Consider the following 19,567-nt stretch of genomic DNA (forward strand, 5'->3'; position numbering starts at 1 on the left):
AAACACCCACCATGGGTGTGCAGTTGGGAATCGCATCTGACGTGCCCTCAGTCCGTGCAGCACCGCACCTGTCGAACCGAGGAAGGCCACGTTCATGCCGCACCCGCACCCGTCTCCCGCCGACCGGCCCGTAGTCAGCCGCCGCCGTCTGCTCGAAGGGGGCGCCGCCGTGCTCGGCGCGCTCGCCCTCTCGGCGTCGCCCACCGCATCGCACGCGGCCGGCCGGCGCCCGGCGGCGGACGGCCCTCCGGAGTGGAACGACGGCCTGAAGGTGTACCGGGTGGGCACCGAGCCACCGCACACCACACTCATGCCGTACGCGGACCTCGGGCAGGCGCTGGACGCCGACCGCACGCGCTCGCCGTACCGGCAGAGCCTCGACGGCAAGTGGAAGTTCGCCTACGCCGACCGGCCCGACGACCGGGACACCGACTTCTACCGCACCGACGTCGACGACTCCGGCTGGGACACCATCCCCGTGCCCTCGGCCTGGCAGCTCCAGGGCTACGACTTCCCGATCTACGTCAACATCACCTACCCCTGGTGGGGCCCCAACGGCGGTGGCGAGGACGCCCAGCCGCCGGCCGCCCCGACCCGCTACAACCCCGTCGGCCAGTACCGCCGTACGTTCACCGTCCCGAAGAACTGGTCGGGCCGGCGCACCTTCCTGCACTTCGAGGGCGTCAAGTCCGCCCACTACGTGTGGATCAACGGAGAGTTGGCGGGCTACCACGAGGACTCCTTCACGCCCGCCGAGTACGACATCACCAGTCACCTCAGGCCGGGCACCAACCACATCGCCGTGGAGGTCTACCGCTACTCCGACGGCGACTGGCTGGAAGACCAGGACATGATCCGGCTGAGCGGCATCTTCCGCTCGGTCCACCTGTACTCCACGCCCTCCGTGCACCTGCGCGACTTCAGACTGGACACCCCGCTCGGCGACGACCACACCACCGCCGATCTCAAGGTCACCGCGCACGTTCGCGACTACGGCGGCAAGGGCGCGGGCCGCTACACCGTCGAGACCCAGCTCTACGACGCGCGCGGCCACGCCGTCTGGTCCCGGCCGCTGAAGCAGCCCGTCGACGTCCCGGCCGGCGACGAGGCCACCGCCGAGGCGTCCAGAGCCGTCCCGTCGCCGAAACTCTGGTCGGCCGAGCACCCGAACCTCTACACCGCCGTACTGCGGCTTCGTGATCCCGCGGGCAAGGTGATCGAGACCCTCTCGCACCGGGTCGGCCTGCGCGAGTTCGCGCTCAAGGACGGCCTGATGCGCATCAACGGCAAACCGGTGTCCTTCCGCGGCACCAACCGGCACGAGATGCACCCGGACCGCGGCATGTCCCTCACCCGCGCCGACATGATCGAGGACATCAAGGTCATCAAGCGGATGAACATCAACTCCGTCCGCACCTCGCACTACCCGAACAACACCCTGTGGTACGAACTCGCCGACGAGTACGGCCTGTACCTCGTCGACGAGACCAACCTCGAGACCCACGGCATCCGGGACGAGTACCCGGGCAACCACCCCGAGTGGACCGCCGCGTGTGTGGCCCGCGCGCAGAACATGGTCCACCGCGACAAGAACCACGCCTCCGTCGTCATCTGGTCGCTCGGCAACGAGGCGGGCGGCGGTACGACGTTCAACGCCATGCACGACTGGATCCGCTCCTACGACACCACCCGCGTCATCCAGTACGAGGGCGACGACCGCCCGGGCATCAGTGACATCCGCTCCGAGATGTACGACAGCCCGCAGCGCGTCGAGGCACGTGCCAAGGACACGAACGACAAACGGCCGTACGTGATGATCGAGTACTCCCACGCGATGGGTAACTCCAACGGCAACTTCAAGAAGTACTGGGACCTCGTCCGCCGCTACGACGTGCTCCAGGGCGGCTGGATCTGGGACTTCGCCGACCAGTCCCTGAACTGGCCCACCCCGACGCGCAAACTGTTCACCGAGTCCGGGCCCGCCGGCCTCAGGGGCGAGGTCCTCGCACCGGCCGGTACCTTCGACCGTGCCAAGGGCGTCGCCGGTGGAACGGTCTTCGCACGTGACGAGCGCCTGGACCTCACCGGCTCGCTGACCCTGGAGGCCTGGGCCACCCCGCACGTGACGGGCTACCACCAGCCGATTCTCGCCAAGGGCGACACCCAGTACGCCCTCAAGCAGACCGACCGGAAGCTGGAGTTCTTCATCCACGGCGGCGGCCAGTGGGTCACCGCGAGCTGGGCGCTGCCGGACGGCTGGACCGGCAAGGAGCATCACATCGCGGGTGTGTTCGACGCGGACGCCGGCACACTCACCCTCTATGTCGACGGCGAGGCGAAGGCCACCCGCACCACCACCCGGCGGCCCGACAACAACGCCGCCCCGCTGGCCCTCGCCACGGACGCCGACAACCCGACCCGGGAGTTCAGCGGCACCGTCCGGCGGGCCCGTGTCTACGCCCGCGCCCTGAGCGCCGCCGAGCTGGCCTCGGGCGGCCGCGGTCCCGGTGACGACGGCGTACGGTTCTGGTTCGACGCCGCCACCGTCGGTTTCACCGGGAAGCGGCCCCGCGAAAAGACGTTCTTCGCCTACGGCGGCGACTGGGGCGACAGCCCCAACGACGGCAACTTCGTCGCCGACGGCATCGTCACCGCCGACCGGGGCCACACCGGCAAGGCCGCGGAGGTCAAGCGGATCTACCAGGCGATCAACGCCGCATCCGCCTCGGGCGGTCCCGGCGCGGTCACCCTCACCAACGAGTACCTCTTCACCAACCTCCGCGAGTTCGACGGCCGCTGGTCGCTCGTCGCCGACGGCAAGGTCGTCCAGCGCGGCAGACTGACCCGCGCCCAGCTCGACGTAGCACCGTTGACCAGCAAGGACATCACCCTCCCGGTCAGGCTGCCGGAGCGGTCGGCACCCGGCACGGAGTACTTCCTGGAACTCTCGTTCCGCACCGAGGAGCCCACCCGGTGGGCGAGGGCCGGCTTCGAGGTGGCCAGGCAACAGCTCGTGATCGACGCGGACAGCCCGGCCGTGGCGCCCGTACCGCTGCGGAATGTGCCGGTACTGCGCCACGAGGACGGCGACCGGGCCGTCACGGTGAAGGGCAAGGGCTTCTCCGTCACCGTCGACAAGAGCAGCGGCACCATCACGTCGTACGAGACCGCCGGCATCCGGCTGATCACCTCGGGGCCGGTGCCGAACTACTGGCGGGCACCCACCGACAACGACAAGGGCAACGGCCAGCCCACCCGTAACCAGACCTGGCGCGACGCGGGCGCCCGGCGCAAGGTGACGGACGTGCGGGTGAGCCCGCTCGGCGACCGGGCCGTCGAGATCAAGGTCGTCGGCACGCTGCCCACGACCACGGAGTCCACGTACAGCACCACGTACACGGTCTTCGGCAACGGCGAGATCAAGGTCGACCACACCCTGCATCCGGGTGCGGCGAACCTGCCGTACATCCCCGAGGTCGGCACCCTGCTGTTCCTGCCGCGCGGCCTGGACCGTCTGCACTACTACGGCCGGGCCCCGAGGAGAACCACTGGGACCGCAACAACGGAACCGACGTGGGACTGTACTCGGGGACCGTGGCCGAACAGTGGACTCCCTACATCCGCCCCCAGGAGAACGGCAACAAGACCGACGTCCGCTGGGCCGCGCTGACGGACGGAAGGGGACGCGGACTGCTCGTCTCCGGTGAGCCGCTGCTGGAGGTCAACGCCTCGCACTTCACCCCCGAGGACCTGTCGGTCGGCGCCCGCCACGACTTCCAGCTCACCCCGCGTGACGCGGTGGTGCTGCGGGTCAACCACCGCCAGATGGGAGTGGGCGGCGACAACAGCTGGGGCGCGCACACCCACGACGAGTTCAAGCTGCTGGCCAACCGCGACTACGCGTTCACCTACCGGCTGCGTCCGCTGACGCGGGTGAGCGAGGCGATGGAGGCCGCACGCCGGCCGACGGCGACCGAATAGAAACAACGGTGGAACAGCGGCGCCGCCGCCTCAGTCGGCGGTGTCGCTGATCCCCAGGCGCAGATGCTCCACGTGGTACACGGCCTGGTCGAGCAGCTCGGCGACATGGTGGTCGTGCAGCGCGTACACGACCGAACGGCCCCGTCGCTCGCCCACCACCAGGCCCAGATTGCGCAGCAGCCGTAGCTGGTGCGAGCAGGCCGACTGCTCCATGCCCACCTCCGCCGCCAACTCGGTGGCGGGCAGCGGGCCTTCCCGCAGCCGCGCGAGGATCAGCAGGCGGGACGGCGTGGACAAGGCCTGGAGCGTGGTGGCCACCTTCGCGACATTGTCCGCGTCCAGACGTACGCGCTCGCCGGAGTCCTGCGCGGTGGTGACGGCTCCATGACCCATGACGTCATCGTACCGGGGCACACACGAACACATGATTGAATCTTCATCTGTGCCGGTCCGGGCAGGTCGATGTCGGATTCTCGCCAGACCCGCCGCCTGGTGGTGACCGATGCTGGACACATGCAGATGGGGATGCACACCGACACCGAGCGCTGCGTGCGCGCCGTCCGGTCCAAGGACGCGCGCTTCGACGGCTGGTTCTTCACGGCCGTCCTGACCACCCGCATCTACTGCCGTCCCAGCTGTCCGGTCGTGCCGCCCAAGCCGGAGAACATGGTCTTCCACCCGAGCGCCGCGGCCTGCCAGCAGGCCGGGTTCCGGGCCTGCAAGCGCTGCCGGCCCGACACCAGCCCCGGCTCCCCGGAGTGGAACCAGCGCGCCGACCTGGTGGCCCGCGCCATGCGGCTGATCGCCGACGGCGTCGTGGACCGCGAGGGCGTGCCGGGCCTCGCCGCCCGGCTCGGCTACAGCACCCGGCAGGTCGAGCGGCAACTGCTCGCCGAACTCGGCGCGGGCCCGCTCGCGCTTTCCCGGGCCCAGCGTGCCCAGACGGCCCGGCTGCTCATCGAGACGACGACCCTGCCGATGGCGCGGCTCGCCTTCGCCGCCGGCTTCGCCTCGATCCGCACCTTCAACGACACCGTCCGCGAGGTCTTCGCCCTGTCCCCGAGCGAGCTGCGCACCCGTGCCCCGAAGCGCCAAGGTGCCGGCACGCCCGGCGCGCTCGCCCTGCGGCTGCCGTTCCGGACCCCGCTCAACCCCGACAACCTCTTCGGCCACCTCGCCGCGACGGCCGTACCCGGGGTGGAGGAGTGGCGCGACGGCTCCTACCGCCGTACCCTGCGCCTCCCGTACGGCCACGGCATCGTGGCCCTCACGCCCGCCCCCGACCACATCGCCTGCCGCCTCACTCTCAGCGACCTGCGCGATCTGACCGTCGCCATCAGCCGCTGCCGCCGCCTGCTCGACCTGGACGCCGACCCGGTCGCCATCGACGACCAGCTGCGCACGGACCCGGTCCTCGCGCCGCTGGTCGACAAGGCACCCGGCCGGCGGGTCCCGCGCACGGTGGACGAGGCCGAGTTCGCCGTCCGGGCCGTGCTCGGCCAGCAGGTCTCCACCGCCGCCGCCCGCACCCACGCGGCCCGCCTGGTCACCGCGCACGGCGAACCCGTCGACGACCCCGAGGGCGGTCTCACCCACCTCTTCCCGGCACCCGAGTCCCTCGCGGCACTGGACCCCGAGTCGCTGGCGATGCCCCGCAGCCGCCGCACCACCTTCACCACCCTGGTCCGGCAACTCGCCGAAGGCGAACTCCACCTGGGAGTGGAGAGCGACTGGCCCCGCAGCCGCGCCCAGCTCCTCGCCCTGCCCGGCTTCGGCCCCTGGACGGCCGACGTCATCGCCATGCGCGCACTCGGCGACCCGGACGCCTTCCTCCCCACCGACCTCGGCATCCGCCGCGCCGCGCGGGACCTCGGCCTGCCGTCCACGCCCGCGGCGCTCACCGCACGCGCGGCGGCCTGGCGCCCCTGGCGGGCCTACGCCGTGCAGTACCTCTGGGCGACGGACAGCCACCCGATCAACTTCCTCCCCGTATAAGGACGTTCGATGAAGCACCACACCGTGACCGACAGCCCCTACGGCCCCCTCACCCTCGTCGCCGACGACGGAGTCCTGTGCGGCCTCTACATGACCGACCAGCGCCACCGCCCGCCGGAGGAAACCTTCGGCACCCGCGACGACACCCTGTTCGGCGAGGCGGAGGAACAACTCGAGGCGTACTTCGCGGGCGAGCTCAAGGAGTTCACCGTCGAACTCCGCCTGACGGGCACCCCGTTCCAGCGCACCGTCTGGGAGCGACTGAGCCGCATCCCCTACGGAGAGACCCGCGCCTACGGCCAACTCGCCGCCACCCTCGGCACCCCCACCGCCTCCCGCGCGGTCGGCCTCGCCAACGGCCGCAATCCCGTCGGCATCATCGTCCCCTGCCACCGCGTCCTGGGCGCCAACGGCAGCCTCACCGGCTACGGCGGCGGCCTGGACCGTAAGCGCCGGCTGCTGCAGTTCGAGAGCGGGGCCGCGCTGTTCTAGGCGGCGTCGCCGAGACGGCGCAACAGCGCGGGCAGGGCCGTTCCGATGGGCTCCCGCACGATCTCGTCGGCACGCTCGTCGTACGGCGTCGGCTCGGCGTTGACGATGATCAGCCGGGCACCGTGGTCGGCGGCGACACCGGCGAGGCCGGCGGCGGGCTGGACCTTCAGGCTCGTGCCGACGGCGACGAACACCTGGCAGGCCTTGCTGATGGCGGCCGCCTCGCCGAGGACGACAGGGTCGAGCCGCTCGCCGAACATCACCGTCGCCGACTTCAGGACACCGCCGCACTCCAGACACGGCGGATCGTCCTCACCGGCCTCGACCCGGGCGAGCGCGTCCTGCATCGGGCCGCGGACGTGGCAGCCGGTGCACACGAAACTCCGTGCCGTGCCGTGCAGTTCGAGAACCTTGCGGGCGGGCATCCCGGCGAGCTGGTGCAGCCCGTCCACGTTCTGCGTGATCACCCGCACCGGTACCCCCGACCCCTCCAGGTCGGCGATGGCCCGATGGGCGGCGTTGGGTTCGGCCCCCAGCGTCCGGTTCTTGCGCCGCATCTGCCACGACCGCCGCCGGATCTCCGGATCGCCCATGTAGTACTCGTACGTCACGAGCTTCTCGGCCTCCGGATCCCGTCGCCACAGCCCGTTCGGTCCGCGGTAGTCCGGGATCCCGGAGTCGGTGCTGATACCGGCACCGGTGAGCAGGGCGACTAGGGGCTTGGCCATGAGCCGAGGGTAGGACGCCGGGCTGCTCCGGGCGAACGGATATCCGACCGGTGAAGCCCTCCCACCTCGCGCGACCGAGGCCCGCCGCCCGTCAGCCGACCCGGTGGCCGTTCTCCAGCTCCGCCGTGCCCGAGCCGTCCGCCAGGACGTCCAGTGCGGTGAGGACGCGGCGGCCGAGAGCGCCCGCGAGGTAGTCGGTCAGTTCCTCGCGCGGTACGAGCCGCCAGGACAGCAGTTCCTCCTCCTGGAGGCGGATCGACTTGAAGGCCTCCTCGCCGAGCACACCGCCGTCGTACAGGTACGCCACCAGCGGCGGACGCCCCGGGCCGTGCACCCAGTCCACCGCCAGCAGCCGGCCGAGCTCCCGGTCCAGGCCGATCTCCTCGGCCGTCTCGCGCCGCGCGCCCTGCCGCGGTGTCTCGCCGTCGTCGGACTCGATCGTGCCGCCGGGCAGCGTCCAGCCGTCCCGGTAGTTGGGCTCGACGAGCAGGACCCGGCCCTCGCCGTCCCGGAACAGCGCGGCGGCACCGGCCAGGACGCGGGGCAGGGACGCGATGTAGGCGGCGAAGTCAGCAGAGGTGGTCATGGGGGCAGGGTAACCACCGGATGGCACCGGGCTCAGGCCTCCGACTCCGCCAGCCGCAGCGTCCGCTCCGCCAGCTCGCTGATCCGCACCCCGTCGAAGCCGAAGACCGCACTGCGGACCGTGTCCTCCAGCGGCGCCTTCCAGTGATCCGGGATGCCGGCCGCTCCGCCGAACACGCCGGCCACCGAACCCGCGGTCGCGCCGTTGGAATCGGTGTCCAGGCCGCCGCGGACGGTCAGGGTGATGGTGCGCGTGAAGTCGCCGTCGCCGTAGAGCAGGCCGGCGGTCAGGACGGCGGCGTTCGGAACGGTGTGGATCCAGCCCATCCCGGCGGTCTCCTCGGCGACCGTGGTGAGGGTGTCCTCCCAGGACATCCGGGTGTCGTGCAGGGAGACCACCCGGCGTACCGTGCGGGCCAGCCGGCTGCTCGCCGGGATCACGGCCAGGGCCTGGTCGACGGCGTTCCGCACGGTGGGCGCCGTGAACGCCGCCGAGATCAGCGCCGCCGCCCACATCGCCCCGTAGACCCCGTTGCCGGTGTGCGACAGCACCGCGTCCCGCCGGGCCAGCGAGGCGGCCCGGCGCGGCACGCCCGGGCAGGTCCAGCCGTAGATGTCGGCCCTGATCAGCGCCCCGATCCACTCCTGGTACGGATTGTCGTACGTCGCCGTCAGCGGCGGCTTGAGCCCACCGGCCAGGTTGCGGTACGCGGCCCGCTCGGCGGTGAACGTCTGGAGGTACGGCAGCCGCAGCAGCCACAGGTCGCCGACCTGCTCGGTGCTGAAGCGGAAGCCGTGGGTCTCCAGCAGGTGGAGGCCGAGGATCGCGTAGTCGACGTCGTCGTCACGGCAGCTGCCGTGGATCCGGCCGCGCACGCACTGGCGCCACTCGGGCCGCAGCGCGGTCGCCTCGTCGCCGGTGGGCTCGGGCAGGTAGTCGGTCAGGGGGAGGGCGGCGGCCTGTCTGAGGTAGCGGTCAATGCGGTCGCGTGTCCAGACCTCGCCCTGTTCGACCGGTTTGCCGAGCATGTTGCCCGCGATGCGGCCCAGCCAGCCGCCGAGGATGCGGTCGGCGAGCGCTGCTTCGGTGTCGACGAGGGTCATGGTTACGGTCTACCCGTTTCCGCGCGATCGCCCGAGGGGGTGGGACCGCCGGTCCAGGAGTCGGGCAGATGCTGACGGCCGGGGCGTCCTCCGGTTAAGGTCACAGCGGCGCGACTGGCCCTGACGTGCGTGAGGGCCCGGAGAGCAAGGGGAGTGCAAGTGGCGGACGCTGCAGTGAGCGGTACCCGAACGACGCAGCGGGTGCTCGTCGCCGCGGACAAGTTCAAGGGGTCGCTGACGGCCGTGGAGGTCGCCGAGCGGGTGACGGCCGGGCTGCGCCGGGCCGTGCCGCACCTCGAGGTCGAGGCGCTGCCCGTGGCCGACGGCGGCGACGGAACCGTGGCCGCGGCGGTCGCGGCCGGGTTCGAGCGCCGTGAGGTACGGGTCGCCGGCCCCCTCGGCGGTGAAGTGACGGCTTCGTTCGCGCTGCGCGACGGCACCGCGGTCGTGGAGATGGCCGAGGCGAGCGGACTCCAGCGGCTGCCCGCCGACGTCTTCGCCCCGCTCGCGGCGTCCACGTACGGATCAGGCGAGCTGCTGCGGGCCGCCCTGGACGCGGGCGCCCGCACGATCGTCTTCGGGGTCGGCGGCAGCGCCACCACGGACGGCGGCGCCGGGATGCTGTCCGCGCTGGGCGCCCGGTTCCTGGACACGGACGGCGAGCCGGTCCCGCCGGGCGGCGGCGGCCTCGCCGATCTGGCCACCGCCGATCTGTCGGGCCTCGACCCGCGCCTCACCGAGGTCGAACTGGTCCTCGCCAGCGACGTCGACAACCCGCTGACCGGCCCGAAGGGCGCGCCCGCGGTCTACGGCCCGCAGAAGGGCGCCTCACCGGACGATGTGGCTGCCCTGGACACCGCCCTCGCGCACTTCGCGAAGGTGCTGGAGGGGCCCGTCGGTGCGAAGGCCGCCGAGTACGCCGCCTCGCCCGGCGCGGGCGCGGCGGGCGGGATCGGCTACGGCGCCCTGCTGCTGGGCGCCCGCTTCCGCCCCGGCATCGAGGTGATGCTCGACGTCCTGGGCTTCGCACCCGCGCTGGACCGGGCCGATCTGGTGATCACCGGCGAGGGCTCCCTCGACGAACAGACCCTGCACGGCAAGGCCCCGGCGGGCGTCGCAGCGGCGGCCCGCGCCGTCGGCAAGGACGTCGTGGCGGTCTGCGGCCGCCTCGCCCTCCCTCCGGAGGTCCTGGGCCGTTCCGGCTTCCGCCGGGCCTACCCCCTTACGGACGCCGAGCCGGACGTGGCGAAGTGCATCGCCGAGGCCGGGCCGATCCTGGAGCGAGTGGCGGAACGCATCGCCAGGGACTTCCTGACCTGAGCCGGGCTCGCCTCGCCTTGAGCTGGGCTTGTCCCGGCTTGAGCCGGGCTCGCCCCGCCCTGTGCTGGGCTTGTCCCGGCTTGAGCCGGGCTCGCTCCGCCCTGTGCCGGGTTCTGCCTGTCTTGAGTGGGTTCTGCCCGATCCGAGCCGGGCTCCGTACATCGGCTGCCCCGCCCTCGACCGCACCTCCTGTCCGACCGATTCGGGCGGCGGGTGGGCACAGGCCGGGGGTCTGGGGGCGGAGGCCCCAAGGACAGCGACCACCCCGAACCCGCACAGCAAAGGGCCCCGAACCGAAACCCGGTCCGGGGCCCAAGCAAATCCAACCGCTACGACGCTACGGAAGCTGCGCCGCCCGCGCCTCCCGCCGGTTGCCGCGGAAGTTGTTCACCCGCCGAGCCGTCGCGAACAGCGGAATCACCGCACCCATGACCAGCTGAAGCGCACACCCCGTCTGCAGCAGCAGCTGTCCGCTCGGCGCGTCGAACGCCCACGCCGCCAGCAGCCCCATGCTCAGCACGATCCACGACAGCATCGCCACGGCGAGCCGCCCCCGCGGCTTCGGGTACTCGACCCGGCTGACCATCAGCCACGCCGTACCCAGGATCGCCAGCAGCGTCGCCACGAAGGGCAGCTCCAGCAGCACGATCGACACGACCGTCAGTGCCCCGAACGGCGACGGCATGCCCTGGAACGTCCCGTCCTTCACGGTGACGCACGAGAAGCGGGCAAGCCGCAGCACCACCGCCAACAGCACAACGATCGCGCCCACCGCCGCGACCCGCTCATGCGCGTCACTCGCGACCATGCCGTACACGAGCACGAAGTACGCGGGTGCCAGACCGAAGCTGATGAGATCGGAGAGGTTGTCCAGCTCCGCACCCATCGGCGACGACCGCAGCTTGCGGGCGACGAGGCCGTCGAACAGGTCGAAGACCGCCGCGCACAGCATAAGGATCACGGCCGTGGCCGCGCTGTTGCGGGCCATGCCGAATTCGTCACCCGAGAGGTGCGGGATGAGGATGCCGGTGGTCGTGAAGTACACCGCCATGAACCCGCACGTGGCGTTGCCGAGTGTCAGAGTGTCCGCTATCGAGAGGCGAAGAGAGAGAGGCATCTCCTCTTCTTCGTCCACCTCGTCGGCCTCCGGGACCCAGCCGGCCTTGGTATCAGGATCAATCACGGTCAATGCGAGTCACCCCAGCCACGGTCTTCTGACCGACCTCGACCGCGACCTCCACGCCCTCGGGCAGGTAGAGGTCGACACGCGAGCCGAAGCGGATCAGGCCGATCCGCTCGCCCTGCTCGACCTTGGTGCCCTGGGGCACGTAGGGAACGATGCGACGGGCGACCGCGCCGGCGATCTGGATCATCTCGATGTCGCCGAGCTCGGTGTCGAAGTGCCACACGACCCGCTCGTTGTTCTCGCTCTCCTTGTTGAAAGCGGGAACGAAGCCACCGGGGATGTGCTCGACCGACGTCACCGTGCCGGCCAGCGGCGCGCGGTTGACGTGCACGTTGAGCGGGCTCATGAAGATCGCGACGCGGGTGCGGCCGTCCTTCCACGGCATGATGCTCTGCACCACACCGTCGGCGGGTGAGATGACCCGGCCCTGGGTGATCTCGCGCTCGGGGTCGCGGAAGAACCACAGCATGCCCGCCGCGAGCGCGGTGGCGGGAACGGCGACGGCCTTGGCGGCGCCGGAGCGCCGGGCACGGGCCAGGCTGAGGGCTGCGGTGGCGACGGTCGGCAGGAGCCACGGCGATGCTCCGCGCGCGAGGCGTACGCCGGCCCGGCTGTCGCGTGGTGCAGAGGTTTGGCTGTGGGGCATGGATGACCTTCGTAGCGGATGAGGCCGCACTCTGACGGGGGACGGCGGCTTTCCGGCGATGGTAGCGGCTCGGGGCCGTAACTGGGTAAGCCAGGCAGCCGAGTCGGCGGCTGAAGAGTGCTGACGGGGCGTGATCTTCTTCTCCAAGAAAACACCCCGTATCCGGACATCTAGCCCTGGAATCGATACTCTTCGAGCAGTCGCCGACCGATGATCATTTTCTGGATCTCGGCGGTACCTTCACCGATGAGCAGCATCGGAGCCTCACGGTAGAGGCGTTCGATCTCGTACTCCTTGGAGAAGCCGTAGCCGCCGTGGATCCGGAAGGCGTCTTCGACGACCTCCTTGCAGTACTCGGAGGCGAGGTACTTCGCCATCCCAGCCTCGAGGTCGTTTCGCTCACCGGAGTCCTTTTTGCGAGCTGCGTTCACCATCATCGCATGCGCGGCCTCGACCTTGGTAGCCATCTCGGCCAGCTTGAACTGGATCGCCTGGTGCTGGGCGATCGCCTTTCCGAAGGTGTGACGCTGCTGCGCGTACCGGACGCCCAGTTCGAACGCACGCTGAGCGACGCCGCAGCCACGTGCCGCCACGTTGACGCGCCCGACCTCGACCCCGTCCATCATCTGGTAGAAACCACGGCCGGTGACCCCGCCGAGCACACGATCCGCAGGAATCCGCAGGCCATCCATGATGAGTTCGGTGGTGTCAACACCCTTGTAACCCATCTTGTCGATCTTGCCGGGGATGGTGAGGCCGGGGCGGACCTCGCCGAAACCGGGCTCCTTCTCGACGAGGAAGGTCGTCATCGACTTGTGGGGCGCCGTGCCCTCGGGGTGACCTTCGTCACTTCGGACCAGAACGGCCACCAGAGACGACGTCCCGCCGTTCGTCAGCCACATCTTCTGGCCGTTCAGGACGTACTCCTCGCCGTCCTTCACCGCCTTAGACGTGATCGCCGAGACGTCCGAGCCGAGGGCCGGCTCCGACATCGAGAACGCGCCACGGATGTCGCCCGCCGCCATCCTCGGCAGGAAATGGTCCTTCTGTTCCTGCGTTCCGTGCTGCTTGAGCATGTACGCCACGATGAAATGGGTGTTGATGATGCCGGACACCGACATCCACCCGCGGGCGATCTCCTCCACGCACAGCGCGTACGTCAGAAGGGACTCGCCCAGGCCCCCGTACTCCTCGGGGATCATCAGGCCGAACAGGCCCAACTCCTTCAGCCCGTCGACGATCTGCTGCGGGTACTCGTCGCGGTGCTCCAGCTCCGTCGCGACCGGGATGATCTCCTTGTCCACGAAGTCCCGGACGGTGGAAAGGATCTCCTGCTGGATGTCCGTCAGACCGGCGGTCTGGGCGAGTCGCGCCATGGCTACTTCTCCTGCTCCTTGAGCTCGGGGCGGCCGGGCTGCTCGCCGCCGCGCTCCTTGATGTACGTCTCGGTCGGCACCATGACCTTGCGGCGGAACACGCAGACCAGCGTGCCGTCCTGCTTGTAGCCCTTGGTCTCGACGTAGACGATGCCGCGGTCGTTCTTCGACTTCGACGGCCACTTGTCGAGCACGGTCGTCTGGCCGTAGAGCGTGTCGCCGTGGAAGGTCGGCGCCACGTGCTTGAGCGACTCGATCTCCAGGTTGGCGATGGCCTTGCCGGAGATGTCCGGGACGGACATGCCGAGCAGGAGGGAGTAGATGTAGTTCCCGACCACCACGTTCTTGCCGAAGTCCGTCGTCTTCTCGGCGTAGTTGACGTCCATGTGGAGCGGGTGGTGGTTCATGGTGAGGAGACAGAACAGGTGGTCGTCGTACTCCGTGACCGTCTTTCCCGGCCAGTGCTTGTACGTCGCCCCGACCTCGAACTCCTCGTAAGTGCGTCCGAACTGCATCGCCGTCACGCCTCCGGGATCTCGAACTTGCTGGTCCGCTGCATGCCGGCGGCCCGGCCCTTGCCGGAGACGACCAGGGCCATCTTGCGACTGGCCTCGTCGATCATCTCGTCGCCGAGCATCGCGGAGCCCTTCTTGCCGCCCGCCTCGGACGTGTAGTAGTCGTACGCGTCCAGGATCAGCTCGGCGTGGTCGTAGTCCTCCTGCGACGGCGAGAAGATCTCGTTGGACGCCTCGACCTGGCCCGGGTGCAGCACCCACTTGCCGTCGAAGCCGAGGGCGGCGGCGCGCTGGGCGACCTCGCGGTAGCCGTCGATGTTGCGGATCTGCAGGTAGGGGCCGTCGATCGCCTGGAGGTTGTTGGCGCGGGCGGCCATCAGGATCTTCATCAGGATGTAGTGGTAGGCGTCCGCCGGATAGCCCGGCGGCTGCTCGCCCACGACCAGCGACTTCATGTTGATGGAGGCCATGAAGTCGGCCGGGCCGAAGATGATCGTCTCCACGCGAGGGGAGGCCGTCGCGATCTCGTTGACGTTGTTCAGGCCCTGCGCGTTCTCGATCTGCGCCTCGATGCCGATCTTGCCGACCTCGAAGCCCATCGTCTTCTCGATCTGCGTCAGCAGCAGGTCGAGGGCGACGACCTGCTGGGCCGTCTGCACCTTCGGCAGCATGATGCAGTCGAGGTTCTGGCCGGCGCCCTCGACGACCGTGACGACGTCCCGGTACGTCCACTCGGTCGTCCAGTCGTTGACCCGCACGACGCGCGTCTTGCCCGTCCAGTCGCCCTCGTTGAGGAACTTGACGATGGTGTGTCGCGCCTCGGGCTTGGCGAGCGGGGCGCACGCGTCCTCCAGGTCGAGGAAGACCTGGTCCGCCGGGAGGCCCTGCGCCTTCTCCAGGAAGCGCGGGTTCGAGCCCGGTACCGCCAGGCAGGAACGCCGGGGGCGAAGGCGGTTGACGGTCGTCATGCGGGGACCTCCAGGGGGTCGAGCTTGTTCGCTTTCCGGATCTCGTCGACGATGCGGCCGATGATTCCGGTGATGTCGAAGTCCTTCGGGGTGAAGACGGCGGCCACTCCGGCGGCCCTGAGCTGCTCGGCGTCGCCGTTGGGGATGATGCCACCGGCGATCACCGGAATGTCTGTGGCACCGGCCACACGCAGCCGTTCGAGCACGTCCGGGACCAGCTGGGCGTGCGAGCCGGACAGGATGGACAGGCCGACCGCGTGCACGTCCTCGTCGAGGGCCGCGTCCACGATCTGCTCGGGCGTCAGCCGGATGCCCTGGTAGACCACCTCGAAGCCGGCGTCACGCGCGCGTACGGCGATCTGCTCCGCGCCATTGGAGTGCCCGTCCAGGCCCGGCTTGCCGACCAGGAAGCGCAGCTTGCCGACTCCCAGGTCCTTGGCCGTCAGATCCACCTTGCGGCGGACCAGGGCCAGTGTGCTGCCCTCCTCGACCGGGACGGCCACGGGCGCCGACGAGACGCCCGTCGGGGCGCGGAACTCGCCGAACACCTCGCGCAGGGCCCCGGCCCACTCGCCGGTCGTCGCCCCGGCGCGGGCGCACTCCAGGGTGGCCTCCATGAGGTTCTCGGTGCCGCGGGCGGCCTCCTTCAGCCGCTCCAGCGCCTTGCAGGGGCGCGGGTGGTTGAAGGGCGGCTGGTAGCGGTTGTCGCGCCACTGCTGGAGCGAGGCGATGACACGGGCCTCGACCGCCGGGTCGACCGTCTGGATCGCGGTGTCCAGGTCGGCGGTCAGCGGGTTCGGTTCGGTGCCCTCGAAGGCGTTGACCCCGATGATCTTCTCCTGGCCGGACTCGATCCGGCCCCGGCGCTCCGCGTGCGAGGAGACCAGCTGCGACTTGAGATAGCCGGACTCGACGGCCGCCATCGCGCCGCCCATCTCCTGGATGCGGTCGATCTCCGCGAGGGCGGACTCGACCAGTTCCTCCACCTTCGCCTCGATCACCTTCGAGCCGTCGAAGATGTCCTCGTACTCCAGCAGATCGCTCTCGTAGGCCAGCACCTGCTGGATACGCAGCGACCACTGCTGGTCCCAGGGGCGGGGCAGGCCCAGTGCCTCGTTCCAGGCGGGCAACTGCACGGCACGCGCGCGTGCGTCCTTGGAGAGGGTCACGGCCAGCATCTCGAGCACGATCCGCTGGACGTTGTTCTCCGGCTGTGCCTCCGTCAGACCCAGGGAGTTGACCTGGACGCCGTAGCGGAAGCGGCGGTGCTTGGGGTTCTCGATGCCGTACCGCTCGCGGGTGACCTTGTCCCAGATGCGGCCGAAGGCGCGCATCTTGCACATCTCCTCGACGAAGCGGACGCCCGCGTTCACGAAGAAGGAGATGCGGCCGACCACGTCGCCCATGCGCTCCTGCGGCACCTGGCCGGAGTCGCGCACGGCGTCGAGCACGGCGATCGCGGTGGACATCGCGTACGCGATCTCCTGCACCGGCGTGGCGCCCGCCTCCTGCAGGTGGTAGCTGCAGATGTTGATCGGGTTCCACTTCGGGATGTGGGAGACCGTGTACGCGATCATGTCCGTCGTCAGACGGAGCGACGGCCCCGGCGGGAACACATGGGTGCCCCGGGACAGGTACTCCTTGACGATGTCGTTCTGGGTCGTGCCCTGGAGCTTGGTGATGTCCGCACCGTGCTCCTCCGCGACGACCTGGTAGAGCGCCAGCAGCCACATGGCGGTGGCGTTGATCGTCATCGAGGTGTTCATCTGCTCCAGGGGGATGTCCTGGAACAGCCTGCGCATGTCACCGACGTGCGCGATCGGCACGCCGACCCGGCCGACCTCGCCGCGGGCGAGGATGTGGTCGGAGTCGTAGCCGGTCTGCGTCGGCAGGTCGAACGCCACCGACAGACCTGTCTGACCCTTGGCGAGATTGCGCCGGTACAGCTCGTTGGACGCCTCGGCCGTGGAGTGACCGGCGTACGTGCGCATGAGCCACGGCCGGTCCTTCTGACGCTCAGTCATCTGTGACCTCAGATGTTCCGGAAGCGGTTGATGGCGTCGATGTGCTGGGCGCGCTTCTCGTGGTCGCGCACGCCGAGGCCCTCCTCGGGGGCCAGCGCGAGCACGCCGACCTTGCCCTGGTGGAGGTTGCGGTGCACGTCGAACGCGGCCTGTCCGGTGTCCTCCAGGGAGTACACCCTCGACAGGGTGGGGTGGATCTTGCCCTTCGCGATGAGCCGGTTGGCCTCCCAGGCCTCGCGGTAGTTGGCGAAGTGCGAGCCGATGATCCGCTTCAGCGACATCCACAGGTAGCGGTTGTCGTACTCGTGCATGTAGCCCGAGGTCGAGGCGCAGGTGGTGATGGTGCCCCCCTTGCGGGTGACGAAGACGCTCGCGCCGAAGGTCTCACGGCCCGGGTGCTCGAAGACGATGTCGATGTCCTCCCCGCCGGTGAGCTCGCGGATGCGCTTGCCGAAGCGCTTCCACTCCTTCGGGTCCTGGGTGTGCTCGTCCTTCCAGAACTTGTAGCCCTCGGCGTTGCGGTCGATGATCGCGTCGGCGCCCATCGCCCGGCAGATGTCTGCCTTCTGCTCGCTGGAGACGACACAGATCGGGTTGGCGCCGCCGGCCAGCGCGAACTGGGTGGCGTAGGAGCCGAGTCCGCCGCTCGCGCCCCAGATGAGCACGTTGTCGCCCTGCTTCATGCCGGCGCCGTTGCGGGAGACCAGCTGCCGGTAGGCGGTGGAGTTGACCAGGCCGGGGGCGGCGGCCTCCTCCCAGCTGAGGTGGTCGGGCTTCGGCATCAGCTGGTTGGACTTGACGAGCGCGATCTCGGCGAGGCCGCCGAAGTTGGTCTCGAAGCCCCAGATGCGCTGCTCGGGGTCGAGCATCGTGTCGTTGTGGCCGTCGCTGGACTCCAGCTCGACGGACAGGCAGTGCGCGACGACCTCGTCACCGGGGTGCCAGGCGTTGACGCCCGGGCCGGTGCGCAGGACGACGCCCGCGAGGTCGGAGCCGATGATGTGGTACGGCAGGTCGTGGCGCTTGGCCAGCTCGCTGGTGCGGCCGTAGCGCTCCAGGAAGCCGAACGTCGACAGCGGCTCGAAGATCGAGGTCCACACCGAGTTGTAGTTGACCGAGGAGGCCATGACGGCCACCAGCGCCTCACCCGGGCCGAGCTCGGGCAGCGGCACCTCGTCCAGGTGGATCGACTTGCGGGGGTCCTTGTCGCGGGTCGTGAGGCCCGCGAACATCTCCGTCTCGTCCTTGTGCACGGTGATCGCGCGGTACGACTCGGGGAGCGGGAGGGCGGCGAAGTCCTCCGACGTGGAGTCGGGCGACTGGATCGCGGCCAGGATGTCCTTAACGGTCACGGTGTTGCCTCCGGCGGTGAGCGCCCTGAGGGAGGGGCGCCGATGGTTACGTCGGTGCTGCTGAGGGTTGAGGGTGTGCCGTCGGTTCGGCGGTGGTGCTGTTCGGCAGCGCTGGTGGCGCGGGAGGTTGCCTGTGACGCAGGCGTCCGGGCGAGCAGGCGGTGGGCTTGCTGGGACGTCGCCCGGACCTCTTCAACGTATGACACCGCGTGTCACCCCGCAAGGCACTGAGTGCCAGAACTTGCTCTCAGATGAAATCTTTACGCAACAAATGAGCGATGATCGATCGAATGGCATCGTCAGGACACGTCAAAACGGCCTCTGACATGCCAAAACGGCCACCCCGTGGGGTGGCCGTCATCACAGTGGTGCGAGTTGCTCAGGTGCTCCTGCGCGAGCCGCTCAGCGCTCCTTGAGTGCTTGCTCGATCGTCCTCATGACCTCGTCCAGCGGTGCGTCGGTGCGGGCGACGGTCACCAGCACCTCGCCCTGGGCCGAGGCCGTGGCCGCGGCCGGCTGCGCGTCCGTGGAGCGCCCGGCCCCGATGCCGGTGCCGAAGGTCTTCCGCACGATCGCGAAGGCGTGGTCGAGCTGCGCCTCCACGTCCCCCTGGGCGCCCGCGCGCAGCCAGCGCCGCAGCACGTGGTTGTGGGCCGTGACCACGGCCGACGCGGCGACCTCCGCCAGCAGCGGGTCGTCGTTGGCGTCGTCGGCGTGCGCGCGCTCGTCGAAATGGCCGAGGAGATAGCGGGTGAACAGGCGCTCGTAACGGGCCACCGACGCGATCTCCGCCTCGCGCAGGGTGGGGACCTCGCGCGTCAGCTTGTAGCGGGCGACCGAGATCTCCGGCCGGGCCGCGTACATCCTCATGACTTCCTTGATGCCACGGCACACCGTGTCGAGCGGATGCTCGTGCGCCGGCGCGGCGTTGAGCACCGCCTCGGCGCGGATCAGGGTGTCGTCGTGGTCGGGGAAGATCGCCTCTTCCTTGGAGCGGAAGTGGCGGAAGAACGTGCGGCGGGCGACCCCGGCCGCCGCCGCGATCTCGTCGACGGTGGTCGCCTCGTACCCCTTGGTCGCGAACAGCTCCATCGCGGCCGCCGCCAGTTCCCGGCGCATCTTGAGCCGCTGGGCGGCGGCACGAGAGCCTGCGGCACTCTCCGGAGCGTCGGTCGTAGCCGGTGTACGTGAGGACTTGGCGGGCTGGGGCATGCCCTGAACGTACTGCATGTGCGCAGCTCGCTGCGCATGGCCTGGTTCGTGGAACCGGTCCGGGCCGAGCAGGCCACCCCACT

Annotated in this window: 15 protein-coding genes and 1 pseudogene; 4 read left to right on the forward strand and 12 right to left on the reverse strand. The window is 69.8% G+C overall.

Features of this window, described 5'->3' with window-relative positions:
* Positions 1-94: 94 nt before the first annotated feature.
* A pseudogene (locus ACQEV8_RS36070) lies at positions 95-3,981 on the forward strand (glycoside hydrolase family 2 TIM barrel-domain containing protein).
* Positions 3,982-4,011: 30 nt separating this feature from the next.
* Here the strand turns inward: ACQEV8_RS36070 and ACQEV8_RS36075 are convergent.
* Positions 4,012-4,374 carry an ArsR/SmtB family transcription factor gene (locus tag ACQEV8_RS36075; RefSeq protein WP_432969059.1) on the reverse strand — a complete coding sequence of 121 codons (363 nt, stop codon included), beginning with the start codon at positions 4,372-4,374 and terminating at the stop codon, positions 4,012-4,014.
* 120 nt (positions 4,375-4,494) lie between these two features.
* On the opposite strand from ACQEV8_RS36075, the gene ACQEV8_RS36080 reads away from it, so the two are divergent.
* Both ACQEV8_RS36080 and ACQEV8_RS36085 read left to right on the forward strand, forming a co-directional pair.
* Positions 4,495-5,976: an AlkA N-terminal domain-containing protein gene (locus ACQEV8_RS36080; RefSeq protein ID WP_432969062.1), complete on the forward strand. Its 1,482-nt coding sequence runs from the start codon at positions 4,495-4,497 to the stop codon at positions 5,974-5,976.
* A 9-nt stretch (positions 5,977-5,985) separates the two neighbouring features.
* Entirely contained in the window at positions 5,986-6,468 is a 483-nt protein-coding gene (locus ACQEV8_RS36085; protein WP_432969065.1) for a methylated-DNA--[protein]-cysteine S-methyltransferase, read from the forward strand.
* On the opposite strand, the gene ACQEV8_RS36090 is transcribed toward ACQEV8_RS36085, so the two are convergent.
* From ACQEV8_RS36090 to ACQEV8_RS36100, 3 genes are all read right to left on the reverse strand, one after another.
* Positions 6,465-7,196, reverse strand: a complete 732-nt coding sequence (locus tag ACQEV8_RS36090) for an SIR2 family NAD-dependent protein deacylase (protein ID WP_432969068.1) — start codon at positions 7,194-7,196, stop codon at positions 6,465-6,467. The two genes, ACQEV8_RS36085 and ACQEV8_RS36090, sit on opposite strands and share 4 nt — an antisense overlap.
* A 91-nt stretch (positions 7,197-7,287) precedes the next feature.
* A complete protein-coding gene (locus tag ACQEV8_RS36095; RefSeq protein WP_432969071.1) occupies positions 7,288-7,782 on the reverse strand; it encodes an NUDIX domain-containing protein in 495 nt (164 codons plus the stop codon).
* 32 nt (positions 7,783-7,814) lie between these two features.
* The gene (locus ACQEV8_RS36100) at positions 7,815-8,885 is read right to left on the reverse strand and encodes an ADP-ribosylglycohydrolase family protein (RefSeq protein ID WP_432969074.1); all 1,071 of its coding nucleotides are present in this window, start codon (positions 8,883-8,885) and stop codon (positions 7,815-7,817) included.
* A gap of 201 nt (positions 8,886-9,086) precedes the next feature.
* Between ACQEV8_RS36100 and ACQEV8_RS36105 the strand changes: the two genes are divergently transcribed.
* Complete coding sequence (locus ACQEV8_RS36105; RefSeq protein WP_432973241.1) at positions 9,087-10,205, forward strand: glycerate kinase; 1,119 nt, start codon at positions 9,087-9,089, stop codon at positions 10,203-10,205.
* Positions 10,206-10,542: 337 nt separating this feature from the next.
* On the opposite strand, the gene pssA is transcribed toward ACQEV8_RS36105, so the two are convergent.
* The 8 genes from pssA to ACQEV8_RS36145 all read right to left on the reverse strand — a co-directional run bounded on the left by pssA (position 10,543) and on the right by ACQEV8_RS36145 (position 19,502).
* Positions 10,543-11,322, reverse strand: a complete 780-nt coding sequence (gene pssA / locus ACQEV8_RS36110) for a CDP-diacylglycerol--serine O-phosphatidyltransferase (protein ID WP_432969077.1) — start codon at positions 11,320-11,322, stop codon at positions 10,543-10,545.
* A gap of 58 nt (positions 11,323-11,380) precedes the next feature.
* Positions 11,381-12,037 carry a phosphatidylserine decarboxylase gene (locus ACQEV8_RS36115; protein ID WP_003994082.1) on the reverse strand — a complete coding sequence of 219 codons (657 nt, stop codon included), beginning with the start codon at positions 12,035-12,037 and terminating at the stop codon, positions 11,381-11,383.
* A 170-nt stretch (positions 12,038-12,207) separates the two neighbouring features.
* The gene (locus ACQEV8_RS36120; protein ID WP_432969082.1) at positions 12,208-13,413 is read right to left on the reverse strand and encodes an acyl-CoA dehydrogenase family protein; all 1,206 of its coding nucleotides are present in this window, start codon (positions 13,411-13,413) and stop codon (positions 12,208-12,210) included.
* Positions 13,414-13,415: 2 nt separating this feature from the next.
* A complete protein-coding gene (locus ACQEV8_RS36125) occupies positions 13,416-13,928 on the reverse strand; it encodes a MaoC family dehydratase (protein ID WP_215117585.1) in 513 nt (170 codons plus the stop codon).
* Positions 13,929-13,933: 5 nt separating this feature from the next.
* The gene (locus ACQEV8_RS36130) at positions 13,934-14,896 is read right to left on the reverse strand and encodes an HpcH/HpaI aldolase/citrate lyase family protein (protein ID WP_382486804.1); all 963 of its coding nucleotides are present in this window, start codon (positions 14,894-14,896) and stop codon (positions 13,934-13,936) included.
* On the reverse strand, positions 14,893-16,920 hold the full coding sequence (locus ACQEV8_RS36135) for a protein meaA (RefSeq protein WP_432969087.1): 2,028 nt from the start codon (positions 16,918-16,920) through the stop codon (positions 14,893-14,895). The genes ACQEV8_RS36130 and ACQEV8_RS36135 overlap by 4 nt, the downstream gene beginning before the upstream one ends.
* An 8-nt stretch (positions 16,921-16,928) precedes the next feature.
* On the reverse strand, positions 16,929-18,272 hold the full coding sequence (gene ccrA, locus ACQEV8_RS36140) for a crotonyl-CoA carboxylase/reductase (protein WP_432969090.1): 1,344 nt from the start codon (positions 18,270-18,272) through the stop codon (positions 16,929-16,931).
* A 402-nt stretch (positions 18,273-18,674) separates the two neighbouring features.
* On the reverse strand, positions 18,675-19,502 hold the full coding sequence (locus ACQEV8_RS36145; protein WP_432969093.1) for a TetR family transcriptional regulator: 828 nt from the start codon (positions 19,500-19,502) through the stop codon (positions 18,675-18,677).
* Positions 19,503-19,567 lie beyond the last annotated feature (65 nt).

Origin of the sequence: Streptomyces sp. CA-179760 (assembly GCF_050937045.1) — a bacterium.
In the GTDB taxonomy this organism is placed as follows: Bacteria; Actinomycetota; Actinomycetes; order Streptomycetales; family Streptomycetaceae; genus Streptomyces.

Excerpts from the sequence above, each read along its gene's own strand:
- pssA (WP_432969077.1), bottom strand. The coding sequence starts at position 11,322 with ATGCCTCTCTCTCTTCGCCTCTCGATAGCGGACACTCTGACACTCGGC.
- ACQEV8_RS36130 (WP_382486804.1), bottom strand. The coding sequence starts at position 14,896 with ATGACGACCGTCAACCGCCTTCGCCCCCGGCGTTCCTGCCTGGCGGTA.
- ACQEV8_RS36115 (WP_003994082.1), bottom strand. The coding sequence starts at position 12,037 with ATGCCCCACAGCCAAACCTCTGCACCACGCGACAGCCGGGCCGGCGTA.
- ACQEV8_RS36080 (WP_432969062.1), top strand. The coding sequence starts at position 4,495 with ATGCAGATGGGGATGCACACCGACACCGAGCGCTGCGTGCGCGCCGTC.
- ACQEV8_RS36085 (WP_432969065.1), top strand. The coding sequence starts at position 5,986 with ATGAAGCACCACACCGTGACCGACAGCCCCTACGGCCCCCTCACCCTC.
- ACQEV8_RS36125 (WP_215117585.1), bottom strand. The coding sequence starts at position 13,928 with ATGCAGTTCGGACGCACTTACGAGGAGTTCGAGGTCGGGGCGACGTAC.
- ACQEV8_RS36100 (WP_432969074.1), bottom strand. The coding sequence starts at position 8,885 with ATGACCCTCGTCGACACCGAAGCAGCGCTCGCCGACCGCATCCTCGGC.
- ACQEV8_RS36075 (WP_432969059.1), bottom strand. The coding sequence starts at position 4,374 with ATGGGTCATGGAGCCGTCACCACCGCGCAGGACTCCGGCGAGCGCGTA.
- ACQEV8_RS36135 (WP_432969087.1), bottom strand. The coding sequence starts at position 16,920 with ATGACTGAGCGTCAGAAGGACCGGCCGTGGCTCATGCGCACGTACGCC.
- ACQEV8_RS36145 (WP_432969093.1), bottom strand. The coding sequence starts at position 19,502 with ATGCAGTACGTTCAGGGCATGCCCCAGCCCGCCAAGTCCTCACGTACA.
- ACQEV8_RS36120 (WP_432969082.1), bottom strand. The coding sequence starts at position 13,413 with ATGGCGCGACTCGCCCAGACCGCCGGTCTGACGGACATCCAGCAGGAG.
- ACQEV8_RS36095 (WP_432969071.1), bottom strand. The coding sequence starts at position 7,782 with ATGACCACCTCTGCTGACTTCGCCGCCTACATCGCGTCCCTGCCCCGC.
- ACQEV8_RS36090 (WP_432969068.1), bottom strand. The coding sequence starts at position 7,196 with ATGGCCAAGCCCCTAGTCGCCCTGCTCACCGGTGCCGGTATCAGCACC.